16 protein-coding genes are annotated in these 20,160 nt (G+C 73.2%); 9 read left to right on the forward strand and 7 right to left on the reverse strand.

Translation table 11 applies throughout. From position 1 onward, the window contains the following. The first annotated feature begins 20 nt into the window (after positions 1-20). Positions 21-608: a hypothetical protein gene (locus ABD223_RS08215; protein WP_344035340.1), complete on the forward strand. Its 588-nt coding sequence runs from the start codon at positions 21-23 to the stop codon at positions 606-608. Here the strand turns inward: ABD223_RS08215 and ABD223_RS08220 are convergent. After that, entirely contained in the window at positions 496-1,245 is a 750-nt protein-coding gene (locus tag ABD223_RS08220) for an acyltransferase (RefSeq protein ID WP_344035341.1), read from the reverse strand. The two genes, ABD223_RS08215 and ABD223_RS08220, sit on opposite strands and share 113 nt — an antisense overlap. A 9-nt stretch (positions 1,246-1,254) precedes the next feature. Then, positions 1,255-1,692: a GNAT family N-acetyltransferase gene (locus tag ABD223_RS08225; protein WP_344035342.1), complete on the reverse strand. Its 438-nt coding sequence runs from the start codon at positions 1,690-1,692 to the stop codon at positions 1,255-1,257. Positions 1,693-1,710: 18 nt separating this feature from the next. On the opposite strand from ABD223_RS08225, the gene ABD223_RS08230 reads away from it, so the two are divergent. Together ABD223_RS08230 and ABD223_RS08235 are read left to right on the forward strand one after the other, a co-directional pair. Continuing rightward, positions 1,711-2,655: a nucleoside hydrolase gene (locus ABD223_RS08230; protein ID WP_344035343.1), complete on the forward strand. Its 945-nt coding sequence runs from the start codon at positions 1,711-1,713 to the stop codon at positions 2,653-2,655. Between the two features lie 62 nt (positions 2,656-2,717). Further along, positions 2,718-5,894, forward strand: coding sequence for an NACHT domain-containing protein (locus ABD223_RS08235; RefSeq protein ID WP_344035344.1), 3,177 nt, complete (start codon positions 2,718-2,720; stop codon positions 5,892-5,894). Here ABD223_RS08235 and ABD223_RS08240 read toward each other — a convergent pair. From ABD223_RS08240 to ABD223_RS08255, 4 genes are all read right to left on the reverse strand, one after another. Continuing rightward, positions 5,809-6,960 (reverse strand): THUMP-like domain-containing protein, encoded by a 1,152-nt coding sequence (locus tag ABD223_RS08240; RefSeq protein ID WP_344035345.1) that lies wholly within the window; start codon positions 6,958-6,960, stop codon positions 5,809-5,811. The genes ABD223_RS08235 and ABD223_RS08240 overlap by 86 nt on opposite strands. Further along, entirely contained in the window at positions 6,960-7,937 is a 978-nt protein-coding gene (locus ABD223_RS08245; RefSeq protein WP_344035347.1) for a class I SAM-dependent methyltransferase, read from the reverse strand. The genes ABD223_RS08240 and ABD223_RS08245 overlap by 1 nt, the downstream gene beginning before the upstream one ends. After that, positions 7,927-8,706, reverse strand: coding sequence for an enoyl-CoA hydratase/isomerase family protein (locus ABD223_RS08250; RefSeq protein WP_344035348.1), 780 nt, complete (start codon positions 8,704-8,706; stop codon positions 7,927-7,929). Before ABD223_RS08250 ends, ABD223_RS08245 begins: the two co-directional genes overlap by 11 nt. A 72-nt stretch (positions 8,707-8,778) precedes the next feature. After that, positions 8,779-9,549, reverse strand: a complete 771-nt coding sequence (locus tag ABD223_RS08255; RefSeq protein ID WP_344035395.1) for an ABC transporter ATP-binding protein — start codon at positions 9,547-9,549, stop codon at positions 8,779-8,781. A gap of 175 nt (positions 9,550-9,724) precedes the next feature. Here ABD223_RS08255 and glgX point away from each other — a divergent pair, with 175 nt between their 5' ends. The 4 genes from glgX to ABD223_RS08275 all read left to right on the forward strand — a co-directional run bounded on the left by glgX (position 9,725) and on the right by ABD223_RS08275 (position 14,418). Next, positions 9,725-11,833: a glycogen debranching protein GlgX gene (gene glgX, locus ABD223_RS08260; RefSeq protein ID WP_344035349.1), complete on the forward strand. Its 2,109-nt coding sequence runs from the start codon at positions 9,725-9,727 to the stop codon at positions 11,831-11,833. A 284-nt stretch (positions 11,834-12,117) separates the two neighbouring features. Then, the gene (locus tag ABD223_RS08265) at positions 12,118-12,696 is read left to right on the forward strand and encodes a cysteine dioxygenase (protein ID WP_344035351.1); all 579 of its coding nucleotides are present in this window, start codon (positions 12,118-12,120) and stop codon (positions 12,694-12,696) included. Beyond that, complete coding sequence (locus ABD223_RS08270) at positions 12,693-13,079, forward strand: rhodanese-like domain-containing protein (RefSeq protein ID WP_344035352.1); 387 nt, start codon at positions 12,693-12,695, stop codon at positions 13,077-13,079. Before ABD223_RS08265 ends, ABD223_RS08270 begins: the two co-directional genes overlap by 4 nt. 241 nt (positions 13,080-13,320) lie before the next feature. Beyond that, positions 13,321-14,418, forward strand: coding sequence for a hypothetical protein (locus tag ABD223_RS08275; protein ID WP_344035353.1), 1,098 nt, complete (start codon positions 13,321-13,323; stop codon positions 14,416-14,418). A gap of 121 nt (positions 14,419-14,539) precedes the next feature. On the opposite strand, the gene glgP is transcribed toward ABD223_RS08275, so the two are convergent. Continuing rightward, on the reverse strand, positions 14,540-17,092 hold the full coding sequence (glgP, locus tag ABD223_RS08280; protein ID WP_344035354.1) for an alpha-glucan family phosphorylase: 2,553 nt from the start codon (positions 17,090-17,092) through the stop codon (positions 14,540-14,542). A gap of 379 nt (positions 17,093-17,471) precedes the next feature. Here glgP and ABD223_RS08285 point away from each other — a divergent pair, with 379 nt between their 5' ends. Continuing rightward, positions 17,472-19,454 carry an alpha-1,4-glucan--maltose-1-phosphate maltosyltransferase gene (locus ABD223_RS08285; RefSeq protein WP_344035355.1) on the forward strand — a complete coding sequence of 661 codons (1,983 nt, stop codon included), beginning with the start codon at positions 17,472-17,474 and terminating at the stop codon, positions 19,452-19,454. A gap of 129 nt (positions 19,455-19,583) precedes the next feature. Beyond that, positions 19,584-20,160, forward strand: a 577-nt coding sequence (locus ABD223_RS08290; protein ID WP_344035356.1) for an alpha-amylase family glycosyl hydrolase, incomplete at its 3' end; no start/stop codon positions are given.

Consider the following 20,160-nt stretch of genomic DNA (forward strand, 5'->3'; position numbering starts at 1 on the left):
CGATCACCGGCGGGGGCCTGGTGGCCGCGGTCGTCACCGCCCGCCGGCGCGAGGTGCCGCGAGCGCCGTCCCGCTGGGTGCGGCGGCGGAGCTACCTCGACACCGTGCTGCGCATCTCGCGGGGCGAGGACGTCGAGCGCCTGGACGCGTTCGTGCCCAACCTCCGGCCCGCCGGGCACGACGAGGCGCTGCGCGACCTCCAGGTCGAGTGGCAGCGGATCAACGGCGAGCTGGGCGTGCGCCTGGTGACCGGGCAGCACCACCACTGCCTGAGGGCGGGCGCGGAGCTCCTCGGCCGCGGCGTCGCGGTCCGCGTCGTGCCGGGGCCGGTCGGCGACGACCTGTCCTACCACGTGTTCACCCGCAGGCGGCACTGCACCGCGCTCAACCACCGCGACGGCGACCGCGACCGGCCCAACCGGCTCGACGGCACCCCGACCGGTCGACCACCCCGACCGCCCGAGGACCGCCGCGCGGCCTACCGGGCGCGGACCGTCACGAGGAGCCGTTGCGCGAGCGCTCCAGGGCCTCGTCGGCCTTGCGCGCCATGTCGGCGACGGCGGCGCGGCGCACCGCGTCGGCCTCGTAGTCCTCGCGCCGGTCCTTGACCACGCGGGCCGGGATGCCGACGGCGATCTTGAAGTCCGGCACGTCGCCGCGCACCACGGCGTGCGCGCCGATCACGCAGCCGCGCCCGACGCGCGTGCCGCGGGTGACGGTGACCTTCGTGCCCAGCCAGCAGTCCGGGCCGATGCGCACCGGCGACTTCACGATGCCCTGGTCCTTGATCGGCAGCGTGACGTCGGCGGTGACGTGGTCGAAATCGCAGATGTAGACCCAGTCGGCGACCAGGGTGGACCCGCCGATCTCCACGTCCAGGTAGCAGTTGACCGTGTTGTCCTTGCCGAACACGGCCTTGTCGCCGATGCGCAGCGACCCCTCGTGGCAGCGGATGGCGTTGCCGTCGCCGATGTGCACCCAGCGGCCGATCTCCAGCCGGCCGTAGCCGGGGCGGCAGTGCAGCTCGACGCCCTTGCCCAGGAACACCATGCCGCGCAGCACCACGTGCGGGTTGGCCAGGCGGAACCGCAGCAGCCGCCAGTACCGCACCAGGTACCAGGGGGTGTAGGCGCGGTGCCTGAGGACCCAGCGCAGCGACGCCGCGGTGAGGAAGCGGGCCTGCGCGGGGTCGCGGCGCGAGCCGCGCCACCTGCGCCACACCGGTGCTCCCCACATGCTCGTCATGCGGGCACCCTAACCGCCCGCCCGCGCACCCGCCCGGACCAGGCGTCCCCCGCCCACCTCGACGAACCCGTGCCGCAGGTAGAGCGCCCGCGCGCGGTCGTTGCCGGCCGCCACGCCCAGCTCCACCGACCGGGGCGCGGCCCACGCCACCACCGCCGCCACCAGCGCGTCGCCCACGCCGCGCCCGCGCGCCCGCGGCGCCACCCACAGCGAGACCACCGGCGCCGGGTCGCCGGCCCCGCAACCGACCATGCCCACGTGCTCGCCGTCGAGCGCGGCCACCAGGTTCAGCCACCCGGACAGGCGCTGCCGCCACCGCGCCTCCGACGCCGACGCCCAGTCCTCGTACCGGGAGGTGAACGCGTCGGGCGCCTCCCGCAGGGCGGCCAGGCGCAACGACCGCCACAGCGCCCACTCGTCGGCTTCGAGCGGCCGAATTTCGATCACCGGGCCAGGATGGTGCACGTGACGACCCCTCTCATCATCGACACCGACCCCGGCGTGGACGACGCGTTCGCCCTCGCCCTCGCCGCCGCCAGCCCGGAGGTCGAGCTGATCGGCGTGACCACGGTCTTCGGCAACGTCCCCCTGGCCGACACCACGGCCAACGCCCTGCGACTTCGCGCCCTCCTGCGCCGCGAGGACGTGCCGGTCGCGGCGGGCGCGGACCGCCCGCTCGTGCACCCGCAGCCGAAGCTGTCCAGCGCCCACGGCTCCGACGGGCTGTCCGGCGCGCGCGGCACCCTGCCCGAGCCGACCCGCGCCACCGACCCGCGCGACGCCGTCACGCTGATGCGCGAGCTGCTGGAGGCGGCCGACCAGCCCGTGACGATCGTACCGATCGGACCGCTGACCAACGTCGCGCTGCTGCTGGCCGCGCACCCCCGCCTCAAGGAGAAGATCGGCCGGCTGGTCGTCATGGGCGGCGGGGTGAACGGCGGCAACATCACCGCCGCCGCCGAGTTCAACGTGTGGAGCGACCCCGAGGCCGCCCGCCGGGTGCTGGTCGACGAGGACGTGCCCACCACGCTCGTGCCGATCGACGTCACCCACCGGTGCGCGGTGTCCGCCGAGTGGCTGGCCGAGCTGGGGCGGACCTCCGCCACGGCGGGCGCGCTCGTCGGCCTCACCGCCGACTACCTGGCCACCTACCGCCGCATCCTGGACCTGGACGGCATCGTGGTGCACGACGCCATCGCGGTGGCCGAGGCGATCCGGCCGGGCCTCCTGGCCGCCAAGCCCTACGCCCTGGAGGTCGACTGCTCGCACGGCCCCGGCCGGGGCGGGCTGGTGGTGGACCGGCGGCTCCAGGCGCCGGGGCCGGAGAACCTGCGCATCGCCACCGACACCGACTTCGACGGCCTGCGGGCTTTCCTGTTCGAGCGGCTGTCGTCGCTGGGCGGCGCGTAACACCACCTCCGAGCCTTCCGATCTTCTCCGCACAACCGAAGTCGACGATCCTGGAGCCGCGTGTGGCCTGGCGCCCGTCGCCGAGCACCACCCTGGTGGTCGGCATCGCCATCGCCCTGGTCGGGAACATGGCCACCAACACCGTCTCCGTCAACCGGCCGTGGTGGCCTGTCACGGTCTGGGTTGCGGTCGCCGCCTTGGTCGTGGCGGCCGTGCTGCTGGAGAAGCGGCGTGCGCCGGGCGCCCTCGGGCAAGAGGAGGACCTGCCCGCGCTCGTCGACCACCTGGCCACGGTGGTACGCAAGCAGTGGCGGGACGAGGTCGCCCGGCGGTCGCTCAACGACCCGTACCCCTTGCCGGTGCGCTGGGACCCCGCCCCCGCCGACCTGGTCGCGAGTTGGGCCGACATCACGCGGTTGGCGGTGGACGGGGTCGGTCGCCCGCGCGGTGAGGACCGCACCGCGTGGGCGCCCTCGGCCGATGAGCTCGTGGGCGACGACCTGATCGAAATCTGGCGCAGGGTGCCCACCGGTCGGCTGGTGGTGCTGGGCGCACCGGGCACGGGCAAGACCATGCTGCTCGCGCGGTTCGTCGTCGACGTGCTCGACCCGACCGCTCGCGTCAAGGGCACCCCGGTGCCCGTGCTGGTCTCCGCCGCCTCGTGGAACCCGAACGACCAGGACCTGCCGACCTGGCTGGCCGAACGCCTGGCCGTCGACCACCCCGCGCTGGACCGTCGGACCGCGGGAGGCACGTCGCTGCTCCGCCGCCTGCTGGACGAGGGACTGGTCCTCGTGGTGCTGGACGGTCTGGACGAGATCCCGGAGCGATTGCGGTCGAGGGCGGTTGCGGAGATGAACGCATGGCTGGCCGGCGGCGCGCGGTTGGTCGTCAGCAGCCGCACGGACGCCTATCGGGAGGCGACCCGCCCACCGGGTGGCGCCGAGGTGACGCTGACCGGCGCCGCGGGCATCCGATTACGACCGCTGGACACCGCTGACGTGGTTTCCTACCTGCGCAGCAGTGCGGGCGGCCCGGCGGGCGAACGGCGCTGGGACCGGGTTGCGGCGGCACTGGCCGGTAGCGGGCCGTTGGCGACGACGATGGTGACGCCCTTGATGGCGACCCTGGCCCGGATCGTGCATAACCCGCCACCGGGGGTGGACCCGGGCAGCGTGCCCAGTCCGGACGTGCTCGTCGGGCTGCCCGACCGCGAGGCGATCGAACAGCACCTGTTCGACGGCTTCGTGCCGGCCGCCTACCGGCGGCACCCGGGCGGGCCGACGCGGTGGCGCGCCGACCATGCCCACGAGTGGCTCGAGCACCTCGCCCACCACTTGGAGCACCACCGTGCGGCCAGTCCCGATCTGGCGTGGTGGCAGTTGCACCTGCGCCCCGCGCCAAGAGCACCTTCACCGGTCGTCGGCTTGGCCGCCGCCGGTTCGTTGAGCGCGGTGGCGGGGATCGCTTCGGGATTCCTGTACGGCTCGGCCTACTCGCACACGACGATCGTCACGCTCTCCTTCTTCCTGGTACCGGGCTTGACGGTGTGCGTGACCACCTCCCTGGTCTTCGGGGTGGTCCGGTGGCTCACCGGGCAGTTCGGCGCCGCGATCAGCGCGAGCGCGGTGACCGGCATCGCGGGAGGGCTCGCCATCGGCGTCATCGGCGACGTCACGGACCTGATGTCGCCCATGCCGCTACTGCTGATCAGCATCGGGCTCGCCACCGGGTTCGCCCACCCGGACCGGCGGGGGGAACTGTCGGCCGTGTCGGCCGGGATGTGGTTCGGCGCGGTGGCGCTGGTCGCCTACACCGCCCTCTACTCCCTCCGCACAGACCTCCCCGACGCGCTGCACGAGGCGAGCGCCGTCGCGGTCCGCGCCGGACTCCTGCTGCTGGCCGGTATCACCTTGGACACGGCTCGCAACGGACAACGGCCCCGGTGGTCCGCCCTGCTCGCCTTCGCGGTGGTCATGGGAGCCGTGCGCGGTTTCACCATGTGGCTGTCGCGGGATGAGCGGTACGGGGCGATCGTCACCGACGACCACGTGGTGATCGCGGTGCTGGCGGGCTCGACCAACCTCGTCCTGACCGGGGCGATCGCCCTGATCGCGATCCTCGTCGCTCGTGGGATCGGGGACGACCGCCCGCACCCGTGGGGGGCGCTCCCACTCGCCACGACGATGGTCGTGTTCGCCCAGGCACTCCGATACGGCCTGCCCAACGGCGTCGCCGTGGCACTGCTGGGGCTCGTCGTGTGCCTCTCCGCCCGACGCGCCGTGCGCGCTCCTCGTGCTCGCGCGGTGCTCGCGGTGGGGAGAGGCGTGAGCGTGGTCGTGCTCGGTGTGGTCACCGCCGGCATCTACGGTTTCGAGGCCGCGGTCGTCGAGGCGCTCGCGGCGATCGCGTTCATCCTCGCATTCCGACTCGCGGCTCGGGCTCGCGAACCGCGGGACTGGCTGACCTCACCCTTGCTCGCGGGGTTGAGCTACGGCTTCGTGCACGTGCTGTTCGACAGCCCGGAGTACGGTCTCGCCGTCGGCGTGGTCGTCGGCCTGGTGGTCGAACTGGCTGCCTCGCACCTCCCCGCCAGGGCACCGGCCCAGGAACTGAGGTTGGCGAAGCGGGGACTCCTGCCGGGCGCGCTCGTCGCCGCGGTGGTGAGCGCGGTGCTGCTCTGGAGGTACGGCCCGGTGACGGCGTGCGTGATCGGCGCGACGGTCGGTTGCGCCGTGGGCCTCGCCTACGGGGTGGAGGTGCCACGGCGGGTGACCGCGGTCAGGACGCCCGCGCGGGTGCTGGCCCGTGACCGCGGTGTGTTCCTGGTCGTCTTCGCGGCCACGGTGCTGACGATCGCCGTGACCACCGGCTTCGTCGCTGGTTCGGGCGAGGAGTTCAACACGGGGGCCGGCCTCGTTGGCGGCCTGTCGTACGGCGTGGCCACCGGGGTCCTCATCGCGACCGGCCGTGCGCAGTGGTTGCACTACCTCGTCACCCGGTGCGCGCTCGCCCTGACCGGCCGCGCGCCGTGGCGGCTGATGGCGTTCCTGGAGGACGCCCACACCGTGCACGGCGTCCTGCGCCAGAACGGCGCCACCTATCAGTTCCGCCACCTGGAGGTGCAGCGCCGCCTCGCCGCCACCTACGCGGCTACGTCCGCTCGGCGCGGCACAGCAGGTACACCGGCCGCGACCCCACGCGGGTCAGCACGACCGTCGCCTCGCCCGACCCGGTGAGCTTCAGCCGCCGCCGCAGGGTGTTCGGGTCCACGTCCAGGCCGCGCACCAGGATCTCCAGCCGGCCCACGTCGTGCGCGCGCAGCACCTGCCGCAGGGTCTTCTCGCTGTGGTGGCCGTGCTCGACGACGCGGAACGCCCGGACGCCCGGCGGCGGCGTCGGGCCGGTCAGGTAGGCGATCCGCTCGTCCAGCTGCGCCAGCCCGTGCCGGGCCGCGTAGTGCCGGACCAGGCCGGCCCGCACCACCGCGCCGTCCGGGTCGACCAGCCACTCGGCGGGCGCGGTGACCGGGCAGTCGTCCGGCTCGGCGGAGGTGATCGTCCAGGTCGGACCGCCCGAGCGGAGCACCGTGGCGCGCCGCGAGACGCCCGGCGTGGCCAGGCCCCTGGTCCACAGGCACGCCTCGCGCACCTGGCCGTCGAGGGACACCAGCTCGACCTCGTCCGCCCACGGCGCCACCGCGAAGTCCACGCCCGGCGCGCACTTGACCGCCAGGTCGCGGGAGGCGTGGGCGGCGGCCAGGCCGTCCAGGGGCGGCGCGAAGTCCTCCGGGCGCCACGTCCGCCGCCCGGCCGAGTCCCGCCGCGCCGGGTCGGCGAGCACCGCCACGCCCCGGGACACCGGCCGCAGCGCGTCGGCGCGCACCAGCGGCACGGCGTCGCCCAGGTTGTGCCGCGCCATCGCCAGCCGCACCGGGTCCAGGTCCGAGCCGAGGGAACCGGGCGGCAGCGCCACCAGGTCCGCCCCGATCGAGCAGGTCACGTCGTGCACGGGCCCGGTGAACCGGCTCGCCCGGTGCACCGCGACCGGGTGCGCGGTGGCCTGCTGGAGGGCGTCGGAGGTGAACAGGCCGTCCGCGAACGGCACCTTGCCGGCGGCCCGGCGGCGCAGCAGCAGGGTCTCCAGCACGGCCGCGAAGCGGTCCGGCGACACCTCCTTGGCGACCTGCGCGTCGCGCAGCCGCGAGGCGTCGGTCAGCGGCAGGTCCGCCAACGCCGACAACGCGGCGCGCCCGGCGTCCGACCGCAGGTGCGCCACGTCGTCGAGGCTGAACGCGTACCCCACTAGACCGGCTTGCGGCCCGTCACCGACACGTTGTAGAAGACCTCGCGCGGCAGGACCCTCGCCAGCACGTTCTGGTCGACCCACGACAGCCGCTGCCAGGTGCGGTAGGCGAACATGGCCCACCCGAACCCGAGCTTCTCCCGCGGCACGGCCGCCTCGAACGTGCGCACCGGCCAGCCGAACAGCGCCGCCGACAGCTCGTCGGTCACCGCCCGCACGTCCACCGCGCCCGCGCCGCGCGCCACCCGCTCCAGCGAACCCGGGTCGAAGGTGTGCAGGTCGACGACCGCCTCCAGGGCCGCCGCCCGCGACGACTCGTCCAGCTCCTCCTGGGGGCGCCGCCAGCCGCCCAGCGGGCCGAGCTTCGTCACGTTGGTGGTCAGCCACCAGGTGAGCTGCCCGAGCTTGCGCGCGTAGGTGTTGCCGATGTTCGTCGGGTCGCCCGCGAACACGAACTTCCCGCCCGGCTTGAGCACCCGCAGCACCTCGCGCATCGCCGCGGGGACGTCCGGGATGTGGTGCAGCACCGCGTGCCCGACGACCAGGTCGAAGGTGTCGTCGTCGTAAGGGATGCGCTCGGCGTCGGCGACCCGGCCGTCCACCGGCAGCCCCAGGTTCTCCGCGTTGCGCAGCGCCACCTCGACCATGCCCGGCGACAGGTCGGTCACCGAGCCCTTCTCGACCACGTCGCCCTGCATGAGGTTGAGCAGGAAGAACCCGGTGCCGCAGCCCAGTTCCAGCGCGTGCCCGTAGGGCCCGACGTCGCCCGCGGCCGCGCGGAACCGGTCGGTGGCGTAGGTGATGCAGCGCTCGTCGTAGGAGATCGACCACTTCTCGTCGTAGGTGCCCGCCTCCCAGTCGTGGTAGAGCACGTTGGCGAGCTTGGGGTCGCCGTAGGCCGCCTGGACCTCCTCGGCGGTGGCGTGCGGGTGCGGCCGGGGGTCCGCCCCCGGGGGGCCGACTGGATCAACGGCCATTGAACTCCGCCTTCCCCGGCCCGTTCTCGATGAACGACGCCATGCCCGTCTTCTGGTCCTCGGTGGCGAACATCGCCGCGAACAGGTGGCTCTCCAGCTTCAGGCCGCTGCCGAGGTCGGTGTCCAGGCCGCCGTCGATCGCGGCCTTCGCGGCGGCGTACGCGCGCGACGGGCCGTTGACGAACTGCCCCGCCCACCGCTTGGCCGCCTCGTACACGTCGTCCGGCGCGACGACCTCGTCGACCATGCCGATGCGCAGCGCCTCCTCCGCGCCGACGAACCGGCCGGTGTAGACGAGGTCCTTGGCGCGCGACGGGCCGATCAGGCGGGGCAGGCGCTGGGTGCCGCCCATGCCGGGGATGACGCCGAGCAGGATCTCCGGCTGGCCGACCTTGGCGTTGTCGCCCGCGATGCGCCGGTCCGCGCACAGCGCCAGCTCGAAGCCGCCGCCCAGCGCGTAGCCCGTGATCGCGGCCACGGTCGGCTTGGGGATCTCCTCCACCGCGCGCAGCGACGACGTCAGCGCGCCCGCGCGCGCCGCCATCTCGGCGTAGGTCAACTCGGCCATCTCCTTGATGTCCGCGCCCGCGGCGAACACCTTCGGACCGCCGTAGACGATCACCGACCACACGTCGGCGCGGTCGGCGGCCTCCAGGGCGGCGGCCCGGATCTCCTCCTGGACCTGCCTGTTGAGCGCGTTCATCGGCGGGCGGTCCAGCCGGATGGTGCCGATACCGCCCTCGACTTCGAGCCCCACGAACTCAGCCACGCAGTCCTCCTCGACCCGTGTCGGTAGGCCCCGCAGGTTACCCCTGGGTAGCCAGAGCGCCCGTCGAACCCGCTACGCCTGCTTGCGGCGGGCGAAGTACCGGTCGCCCGCCCGCTGGAGCTCCAGCGGCTGGTCGAACGTCTTCGACAGGTTCTCCTCGGTCAGCACGTCGTCCAGCAGGCCTTGCGCCACGACACCGCCGTCGCGCAGCAGCAGCGCGTGCGTGAAGCCCGGCGGGATCTCCTCCACGTGGTGCGTGACCAGCACCATCGCCGGCGCGTCCGGGTCGAGGGCCAGCTCCGAGAGCCGGGCCACCAGGTCCTCCCGGCCGCCCAGGTCCAGGCCCGCCGCCGGCTCGTCGAGCAGCAGCAGCTCCGGGTCGGTCATCAGGGCCCTGGCGATCAGCGTGCGCTTGCGCTCGCCCTCGGACAGGGTGCCGAACGTGCGGTCCGCCAGGTGCTCGATGCCCAGCGCGCCCAGCAGCTCCCGCGCCCGGCCCGTGTCGAGCTTGTCGTACTCCTCGCGCCACCGGCCCAGCACCGCGTACCCGGCGCTGACCACCAGGTCGACGACCTTCTCCTCGTTCGGCACGCGGTTCGCCAGCGCCGCCGAGCACAGCCCGATGCGGGGCCGCAGCTCGAACACGTCCGTGCGCCCGACCCGCTCGCCGAGCAGGTGGAGCTCGCCCCTGGTCGGGTGCAGCTCGGCGCCCGCCAGGCGCAGCAGCGTGGTCTTGCCCGCGCCGTTGGGCCCGAGCACCACCCACCGCTCGTCCAGCTCCACGCCCCAGTCGACGTCCCCGACCAGCGTGGTCCTGCCCCGTCGAACCGAAACACCCTGCATGTGGATGACCAGATCTTCGTTTTCCACGCTCGTCCTCGCCCCGATCGACACCTACCCCCGGCCATTGTTCTGCAAGGCCCGTCGCGGCGGGTGCGGCGGGGGCGGTTGGTGTGACGTTGTCGTGGCGCGGCGTGCTCGTTCCCGAACCGTCGGTGCGTGCTGGGAGGATCAGGGCATGCCCGCCGACTCCATCCTGCTCGCCGGCCGACCGTTCCCCCTCGGGGCCCACCCCGAGGCCGGAGGGGTGCGCTTCGCCGTCTCCGCGCCGCCCGCCGACGCGGTCGAGGTGTGCCTGATCAGCGACGACGGCACCGAGGAGAGGGTGGAGCTGACCGAGCGGACGTTCGGCGTCTGGCACGGCCAGATCTCCGGCGTGACCCCCGGCCAGCGCTACGGCTACCGGGTCCACGGCCCCTACGACCCGTCGCGCGGGCTGCGCGCCAACCCGGCGAAGATCCTCGTGGACCCGTATGCGACGAGGATCACGGGCGGGTTGACCGACCTGGAGGCGGCGCTGGGCTACGTGGGCGACCCGATGCACGGCGGCCCGTCGCCGGTCGACTCGCTGGGCAGCGTGCCGCTGTCGGTGGTGACCTCGCCGGGCGGGCCGGACACCGGGGTCAAGCCCCAGGTGCCGTTCGAGGAGGCGGTGGTCTACGAGCTGCACGTGCGGGGGTTCACCCAGCGGCACCCCGGCGTGCCCGAGCACCTGCGCGGCACCTACCTGGGGCTGGCGCACCCGACCGTGGTGGAGCACCTGGCGCGGCTGGGCGTGACCACGGTCGAGCTGCTGCCCGTGCAGGCGTTCGTCGACGAGCCGTCGCTGGTCAAGGCCGGTCGGCGCAACTACTGGGGCTACTCGCCGCTGAGCTGGTTCGCGCCGCACCCCGGGTACGCCAGCGAGCCGGGGCGCGAGGTCGAGGAGTTCCGCACCATGGTGTCCGCGCTGCACGCGGCGGGCATCGAGGTGCTGATCGACGTCGTCTACAACCACACCTGCGAGGGCGGGCCGGACGGGCCGACGCTGTGCTACCGGGGTTTCGACGCGCCCGGCTACTACCTGCACATCGAGGGCGGCGGCACCCTGGACATCACCGGGTGCGGCAACACCACCGAGGCCGGTTCGCCGCAGTTCGTGAGGCTGGTCACGGACTCGCTGCGGTACTGGGCGACCGAGATGGGCGTGGACGGGTTCCGGTTCGACCTGGCGTCCACGCTGGGCCGGCCGGGCGGCCGGGGGTTCGACCGGGCGTCGGCGATGCTCACCGCGATCACCTCGGACCCGGTGCTGTCGCGGTGCAAGCTGATCGCGGAGCCGTGGGACGCGACCGGCGACGGGTACCGGGTGGGCGACTTCGGCGTGCAGTGGGCCGAGTGGAACGGCCGGTACCGGGACACCGCGCGCGACTTCTGGCGAGGCATGACGAACGTGCGCGACCTGGCCTACCGGCTGTCCGGGTCGTCCGACCTGTACGCCGACGACCTGCGGCGACCGTGGCAGTCGATCAACTTCGTCACCTCGCACGACGGGTTCACGCTGCGCGACCTGGTGTCGTACAACGAGAAGCACAACCTGGCCAACGGCGAGGACAACCGCGACGGCACCAACGACAACCGGTCGTGGAACTGCGGCGTCGAGGGCGAGACGGACGACGCCGTGGTGCTGGCGCTGCGGGCGCGGCAGGCGCGCAACCTGTTCGCCACCCTGCTGCTGTCCACCGGCACCCCGATGATCACCGCCGGTGACGAGCAGTGGCGCACGCAGCTGGGCAACAACAACGCGTACTGCCTGGACGACGAGACGTCGTGGGTCGACTGGGAGCTGTCGCCGGAGGCCGAGTCGATGCTGACCTTCGCCCGGCGGGTGATCAACCTGCGGGCGGAGAGCCCGGCGCTGCGGCAGCCGGAGTTCTTCGACGGCCGCACCACGCCGTCGGGCGCGACGGACCTGGTGTGGTTCCGCCCCGACGGCGAGGAGATGGCCGAGACGGACTGGTTCGACGACGGCAGGCGGTTCCTGGGCATGTGGATCGACGGGTCCACGTCGCTGTCCCGCTCCCGCGACGGCGAACTGGTGTCGGACCACTCGTGGCTGCTGCTCGTGCACGCCGGCCCGGACGCGATCGAGGTCACCCTCCCGGGCCCCGAGTACGGCGGCCGCTACGAACCCGTGCTGGACACCACCACGGCCGACGGCTCCCCCGCGTCACCGGGCTCGCTGGCCGCCGGCACGAAGGTGCCCCTGGGAGCCCGCTCCCTGATGCTGTTCCGCGTCCCGGACTAACCCCTTCCCCTCCCTCTATCACAGAGGTATTCCCGGTCGCTGGGACGCGCTGCGTGCCGGCGTGCCCCGTGCCACCATTCCGGAATGGCCCGACAGCTGCTGACCTGGTGCGACCGCCCGGTCGACCTCCTGCTGGTGGCGTCGTGCGGCTGTAGCCGGACGCGGCGCGGCCGGTGAGCTGACGTCCCTCCACCCGCGAGCCGACGTTCCCCCACCCGGAATACGCCGCGTCGCGTCCTGACAGCTGCTCGCACTTCTCCGTAGCCATCGAGGAGCGACCTGTCGTGACCACGACGATCCCTGGCGCCTACCTGCACCCGGAACTGGACGTGCCGCTGCTGCACGACCTGATCCACCCGACCCGAGACCTGTGGACGCCGCGCGAGCTGCGCGACCTGACCTCCACCGTCGCCGCCGAGCTGACCACCCCGCTGCTGGGCGTGCTGGAGTACGACCCGGCGCGCCGCTGGTGGGCCAGGCTGGGGCTGACGGAGGGGGTGGAGCTGTGGCTGTTGAGCTGGCTGCCCGGCCAGGGCACCGAACCGCACGACCACGGCGGGGCGGCCGGGTCGTTCACCGTGCTGACCGGTGAGCTGCACGAGGACTACCGCTACCCCGGCGGGCCGGTCCGCAGCGCGGCGCGGCCGGTGGGCAGCGCGCTCGGGTTCGGCGCCGGGCGGGCGCACCGGGTGGTGAACCGGGGTGCGGTGGGCGCGGCCAGCGTGCACGCTTACTCACCGCCGCTGGTGCCGACCCGCGAGTACCGGAGCCTGCTGGACGTCCCGGACCGGATCCCGCCGCTGCCGGCCCGGCGGCTGCCGTTGGAGCAGTTGAGCGTGCTGACCGAGCAGGAGGGCCCGTGAGCGCCGAGCGTTTGCTGGAGGAGTCCCGACGCGACCTCGTCCGCGTCGAGCCCCACGAGCTGGCCGGCCTGCCGGACGCCCTGGTGGTCGACATCCGCCCCCACCACGACCGGGCCGCCGAGGGCGAGATCCCCGGCTCGATCCCGATCGAGCGCATCGTCCTGGAGTGGCGCCTGGACCCGACGGGCGACCACCGCATCCCCGGCTTCACCGCCGACACCACCGTGGTGGTCGTGTGCAACGAGGGCTACGCCTCCAGCCTCGCCGCCCGCGACCTCCAACGAGTGGGCCTGCCCAACGCCACCGACCTGGCAGGCGGCTTCCGCGCCTACGCCGCCGCCAACCTCCCCATCACCCGAACCCCGACTCCCCCCATCACCTGACCCCGCGAGTCGTACGTCCAGAACCAGCGTGTCGTACGTCCATGACCACCGAGTCGTACGTTCAGGACACCTGAGTTGCATGTTCAGGAACCGCTGAACTCCGAACTCGGCGGGTCCGAGTGCGTGGCACGCGTGTTCTGAACGCTGAACTCAGGTGTCCTGGACGTACGACTCGCGGGTTCTGGACGTACGACTCGCGGAACCTGGGGGGTTTTGGGTGCGTCTGGGTGGCGTGTGGAAGGTGTTGGCCGGGGTTGTCCTGGTCGTGTTGGCGGTGTGGCGGCCCTCGGTGGCGGCGGCCGGTGGGGCCGCGGTCGGGTGGTGGGCGGTGTTGGCCGCGGTCCAGGTCGGGCTGCTGGTCGGGGCGCTGGTGGCCGGGGTCCGGGTGTCGCTGGTGGTGATCGGGGTCGGCGGCGAGGTGCGGACGTGGACCCGGCCCGGGCGGCGGGTGGTGCTGCGGAACGTGCCGTTGCTGATGTCGGTCGGGGTGACCTCGGTCCGGGGGCCGGTCCGGGTTCGGTTGTGGTGCACGGCGCTCGTGGCCTCGGTGGTGCTGGTCGCGGTGGCGGGCGCCGCCTGGTGGGCCTGGGGGAGCGACTTCTGGCGCGGGTTCGCGGTGGCCGGGACGGCGGTGGCGGTCAACGCGCTGTGGCCGCGGCGCGGGCCCGGGACCACCTCGGTCGGCTGGTTCCTGTTCTCGCTGCCCCGGCTGTCGGGTCGGCCGCTGGAGGAGTACGAGGCCACGCCGCTCCTCAACCAGGTGACCGACGCGATCGCGGTCGGCGACCTGGACCGGGCCGAGGCGCTGACCGACGAGCTGGTGGGGCGGTACCCGGCGCTGCTGGTGTCCACCGGGGCGCGCGTGGCGGTGCTGAGCCTGCGCACCCGGTACCTGGAGGCGCTCCAGGTGGTCAGCGGGCTCGCCGGTCGGGCGGACCTCGGGCCGCGCGACATGGCGTTCGTGATGGCGCAGCTGGCCGGGTCCACGGTCAACGCGCTGGAGGTCGGCCTGGTGCCCCTGGAGGTGGGTGCGCCCGCGGTGCGCAACTCGCTGGACGGCGCGGTCAAGCTCGGCTACCCGCGCTACCGCTGCGCGGGCGCGCTGGCCCGGCTGGCGCTGCTGGAGGACGACCACGCCACCGCGTTCACCCTCGCCAACCAGGCCCGGCAGACCAGCGAGGACGGGCTGGACCGGGCCGACGCGCTGGCCACCATGGCACGGGCCCAGATGGCCTCCGGCGACAACGCGGCCGCCCGCGCCACGCTGGTCGAGGCCGAGCGGCTGGCCGGGTGGCTGCCGCGCGTCGCCGAGACCAGCGCCCGGCTCAACATCGCCTGAGACGACCCCCGACCGGGGTCGAGGGGGCGAGAGGCTGAGCCGGGCGCCGGTGAGGCGAGAGGCAGCAGCCGGGCGCCGGTGAGGCGAGAACCGGGCGCCCGGCGGGGCGGGGTGGGGGCGGCTAGCCCGCCAGGACCACCCGGCCCAGTTCGGCCGGTGACGCCAGCAGGTCGTGCCGGGGCAGCACGCGCACCGTGTAGCCCACCGCGCCCGCGTGCGGCAGCGGCACCTCGACCTCGTAGTTGCCGTGGCCCGCGTAGTCCATGGAGCGCGTGACCACGTCGTACAGCTCGTCCGAGTCGCCCACGCGGCCGAGCGCCACCTGCACGTCCACCTCGGACGGCTCCAGCCCGGCCAGCTCCACCCGCGCCCGCACGCCCACCGGCGAGCCGAGCAGCGGCGCCGCCGAGCCGGTCAGCGACATCTCCGAGTCGAGCACCCGCACCCGCGTCCACGACGCCCGCAGCCGCTGCCGGTACGCCGCCAGCTCCTTCGCGCCCCGGTAGCCCTCGCCGACCACGGAGGCCGCCGACGCCGCGGCGGGCGCGTACAGCTTCTCCACGTACTCGCGCACCATCCGCGAAGCCTGCACGGCCGGGCCGAGCGAGGCCAGCGTGTGCCGGACCATCGCGAGCCACCGGGTGGGCACGCCGTCGTCGCCGCGGTCGTAGAACAGCGGCGCGACCTGGTTGCCCAGCAGGTCGTAGAGCGCGGCGGCCTCCAGGTCGTCGCGCCGGTTCGGGTCGGCGACGCCGTCCGCGGTGGGGATGGCCCAGCCGTTGCTGCCGTCGTACAGCTCGTCCCACCAGCCGTCCCGGATGGACAGGTTCAGGCCGCCGTTGAGCGCCGACTTCATGCCGGACGTGCCGCACGCCTCCAGCGGGCGCATCGGGTTGTTCAGCCACACGTCGCAGCCCCAGTACAGGTACCGGGCCATGGACATGTCGTAGTCGGGCAGGAACACGATGCGGTGCCGCACGCCCGCGTCGTCGGCGAACCGCACGATCTGCTGGATCAGCGCCTTGCCGCCGTCGTCGGCCGGGTGCGACTTGCCGGCCACGACCAGCTGCACGGGCCGCTCGGGGTGCAGCAGCAGGTGGCGCAGCCGCTCGGCGTCGCGCAGCATCAGGGTGAGCCGCTTGTACGTCGGCACGCGGCGGGCGAAGCCGACGGTCAGCACGTCCGGGTCGAAGACCGAGTCGGTCCAGCCCAGCTCCAGCGCGCTGGCGCCGCGCTGCAACCACGACGCGCGCGTGCGGCGGCGGACCTCGCCCACCAGCTCGGCGCGCAGCTCGTTGCGCAGCTCCCACAGCCGCCGGTCGGTGACCGGCTCGGCGCCCCGGTCGACGCCGGGGTCGTCGGTCTCGCCGAGCAGCTCGCCCATCTCGGTGGCCGTCCACGTCGGGCCGTGCACGCCGTTGGTGATGGACCCGATCGGCACCTCGGCGGTGTCGAAGCCCGGCCACAGGCCCCGGAACATGTCGCGGCTGACCGTGCCGTGCAGCCGCGACACGCCGTTGGCGCGCTGCGCGAGCCGCAGGCCCATGTGCGCCATGTTGAACAGGCCGGGGTTGTCCTCCGCGCCGAGGGCGAGGACCCGCTGCGTGTTCACGCCGGGCAGCAGCTGCTCGGAGCCGAAGTAGTGCTGCACGAGGTCGACCGGGAAGCGGTCGATGCCGGCGGGCACGGGCGTGTGCGTGGTGAACACGGTGCCCGCGCGCACGGCGGCCAGCGCCTGGTCGAAGTCCAGGCCCTCGCCGGTGGCCAGCTCGCGGATGCGCTCCAGGCCGAGGAAGCCCGCGTGGCCCTCGTTGGTGTGGAACACCTCGGGCGAGGGGTGCCCGGTCAGGTCGCAGTACGTGCGCACGGCCCGCACGCCGCCGACGCCCGCCAGGATCTCCTGCTTGATGCGGTGGTCCTGGTCGCCGCCGTAGAGGCGGTCGGTGACGCCGCGCAGGTCCTCGTCGTTCTCCTCGACGTCGGAGTCGAGGAGCAGCAGCGGCACGCGGCCGACCCGCGCCTTCCAGATCTTGGCGCGCAGCACGCGGTCGCCGGGCATGGCGACGTGCACCAGGACCGGCGCGCCGGACGGCTCGGTGAGCAGCTCCAGCGGCAGGCCGCGCGGGTCGAGGACGGGGTAGTGCTCGATCTGCCAGCCGTCCAGCGACAGGGCCTGGCGGAAGTAGCCGGACCGGTAGAGCAGGCCGACGGCGATCAGCGGGACGCCCAGGTCGGAGGCCGCCTTGAGGTGGTCGCCCGCCAGCACGCCGAGGCCGCCGGAGTAGTTCGGCAGGGCCTCGGTGACGCCGAACTCCATGGAGAAGTAGGCGATGGCCCCGGGCAGCGACGCGCCGTCGCCGCGGTGGCGCAGCTCGTCCTGGCGGCGCTGGAACCAGCGCGGACCGGTGGTGTACTGGTGCAGGTCGTCGGCCAGCGCGCGGACGTGGGCGAGGAACCCCTCGTCCCGGGACAGCTCGTCCAGCCGTTCCGGCGCCACGTCGGACAGCAGGCGGAGGGGGTCGTTCCCGGCTTCCCAGAGACCGGGGTCCACGGAGGCGAACAGGTCCTGGGTGGGCTGGTGCCACGTCCAGCGCAGGTTCGTGGCGAGGGTGCCCAGGGCCGCCAGCGGCTCGGGCAGGCTGGCTCGGACGGTGAACCGGCGAAGTGCTCGCATGGCGTCGGACCTTATCCCCCATCCAGCGGTGCCGGGCAACGGTCACCCGAACCGATGCAGGGATCGATGCAGTCCGACCTGCGAGAACGATTTTCCTGCAAGTTGTTTCGCGAGGGCGTCGAGACCGTTAACGCCGGCGGTCGCGGAAGCCGCGACCGGGTGACGACCTTCGCCCGAACGGTACCGGCGCGGCACCGGCGCGGCGGTCCACGACCTGGGACCTTGAGCCGGCCGGGTCGAGAGGGACGGGGATCACAAGTGTGCGATCCAATCAGACGGGGTAGGAAGACCACGTAGGAGTCCCCGGTGACGGCTCATCCGATCGCTGCGGGCAGACTTGACCGTGCACGCGTCGCACCAGGGAGAGGGGCGCTGCCGAATGAGCGGCCGACTCGGAATCGACGACGTCTCCCCGACCGTGAGCTGTGGCCGCTACCCGGTGAAGGCCGTGGTCGGCGAGCACCTCCCGGTCGAGGCGACGGTGTGGCGCGAGGGGCACGACGCCGTCGCCGCCACCGTCGTGTGGCGGGGTCCCGGCGACCGCGTGGCGAGACAGACCCGCATGGTCCCCCGGGGCGTGGGCCTGGACCGCTGGGCCGCCACGATCGTGCCGGGGGACGAGGGCGCGTGGACGTTCCGCGTGGACGCGTGGAGCGACCCGTGGGCCACCTGGGTGCACGCCGTCGAGGTGAAGGTCGCCGCCGGGCAGGGCGCGGACGAGCTGGCCAACGACCTGGAGGCGGGCGCGCGGCTGATCGACCGGGTGAGCCGCCGCCCCGACCGCCGCCGGGAGAAGCCGCTGCTGGCCAACGCCGCGGCGGCCCTGCGCGACGAGCACCGGCCGCTCGCGGAGCGCATCGCGCCCGCCCTGTCGGGTGACGTCCGCCAGGTGATGCACGACCACCCGGTGCGCGAACTGGTCACCAAGGGCAAGCCGCAGAAGATCTGGGTCGACCGGAAGCGGGCGGCGTTCGGCTCCTGGTACGAGTTCTTCCCGCGCAGCACGGGCGGCGTCGACGAGTCCGGCGTGCCGGTGCACGGCACGTTCGCGACCGCCGCCAAGGACCTGGACCGGGTCGCCGCGATGGGCTTCGACGTGGTGTACCTGCCGCCGATCCACCCCATCGGCCGGGTGAACCGCAAGGGCCCGAACAACACGCTCACCGCCACCGAGGACGACCCGGGTTCGCCGTGGGCGATCGGCGCGGACGAGGGCGGGCACGACGCGATCCACCCCGAGCTGGGCACCATCGAGGACTTCGACGCCTTCGTCGCCCGCGCGGGCGACCTGGACCTGGAGGTCGCGATCGACCTCGCCATCCAGTGCGCGCCCGACCACCCGTGGGTGCTGAAGAACCCCGAGTGGTTCACCACGCGCCCGGACGGCACGATCGCCTACGCGGAGAACCCGCCGAAGAAGTACCAGGACATCTACCCGGTCAACTTCGACAACGACCCGCAGGGCATCTACAACGAGATCCTGCGCGTCGTGCTGCACTGGGTGGACCACGGGGTGCGGATCTTCCGGGTCGACAACCCGCACACCAAGCCGCCGGACTTCTGGGCGTGGCTGATCTGGGCGGTCAAGGACCGTCACCCGGACGTGCTGTTCCTGTCGGAGGCGTTCACCCGGCCGGCGCGCCTGTACGGGCTGGCCAAGCTCGGCTTCACGCAGAGCTACACCTACTTCACCTGGCGCACGTCCAAGGAGGAGCTGACCGAGTTCGGCAACGAGCTGGTCGCGCACTGGGACGAGGGCAGACCCAACCTGTTCGTCAACACCCCGGACATCCTGCACGAGTCGTTGCAGGTGGGCGGTCCGGGCATGTTCGCGCTGCGCGCGGCGCTGGCGGCGACGATGGCGCCGACCTGGGGCGTGTACTCGGGCTACGAGCTGTTCGAGCACGAGCCCGTCAAGCCGGGCAGCGAGGAGTACCTGAACTCGGAGAAGTACCAGCTCCGCCCCCGCGACTACGCGGCGGCGGTGGCCGAGGGCCGGTCACTGGAACCGTGGTTGCGCAAGCTGAACGCGATCCGCCGGGCGCACCCGGCGTTGCAGCAGATGCGAACACTCCGGTTCCACCACGTGGAGAACCCGGCGCTGATCGCCTATTCGAAGCAGGACCCGGGCACCGGCGACACGGTGGTCGTGGTGGTCAACCTGGATCCGCACGACGCGCAGGACGGCACGCTCTGGCTGGACCTGCCCGCGCTCGGCTTCGACTGGCACGAGCGGCTGATCGCGCACGACGAGGTGTCCGGGGAGACCTGGGACTGGGGTCAGGCCAACTACGTCCGGGTCGAACCCTGGCGCGCCCCGGCGCACGTCGTCGGCGTCCTGCGCCGATCCGGTCAGGGCTGACGCGGTCGGCCAGGCTCCTACCAGGCAGCACAACCCGGTCCCCTTTTCACCCACAGTCCCCGCGCCCGAAGACGGGCGCGCGGGGCTGTCGAACGTACCCCCGACGAGGTGGGGCGAGGTGGAGCACAGATGCAAGAAGAGGCCCGACCCGACGTCGCGCTGGTAGGTCTCGACGGCGTGCCGCACACCGGTGAGGCGGTCCGCCCGGACGGCCTGCTGGTGGAACCGCAGGCCGACGAGTTCCGGTCGGCCAGGCTCGTGCCGCGCGACACCGACTGGTTCAAGGGCGCGGTGTTCTACGAGGTGCTCGTCCGGGCGTTCAGCGACTCCAACGGCGACGGCACGGGCGACCTGCGCGGCCTGGCGTCCCGGTTGGACTACCTGGAGTGGCTGGGCGTGGACTGCCTGTGGCTGCCGCCGTTCTACGCCTCGCCGCTGCGCGACGGCGGCTACGACATCTCCGACTTCCGGTCGGTGCTGCCGGAGTTCGGCACCGTCGAGGACTTCGTCTACCTGCTGGACGAGGCGCACAGCCGGGGCATCCGGGTGGTCACCGACCTGGTGCTCAACCACACGAGTGACGCGCACCCGTGGTTCCAGGCCTCCCGGACCGACCCGGACGGGCCCTACGGCGACTTCTACGTCTGGAACGACGACGACCAGAAGTACTCCGACGCCCGGATCATCTTCGTCGACACGGAGACGT

Origin of the sequence: Saccharothrix xinjiangensis (genome assembly GCF_039527585.1) — a bacterium.
In the GTDB taxonomy this organism is placed as follows: domain Bacteria; phylum Actinomycetota; class Actinomycetes; order Mycobacteriales; family Pseudonocardiaceae; genus Actinosynnema; species Actinosynnema xinjiangensis.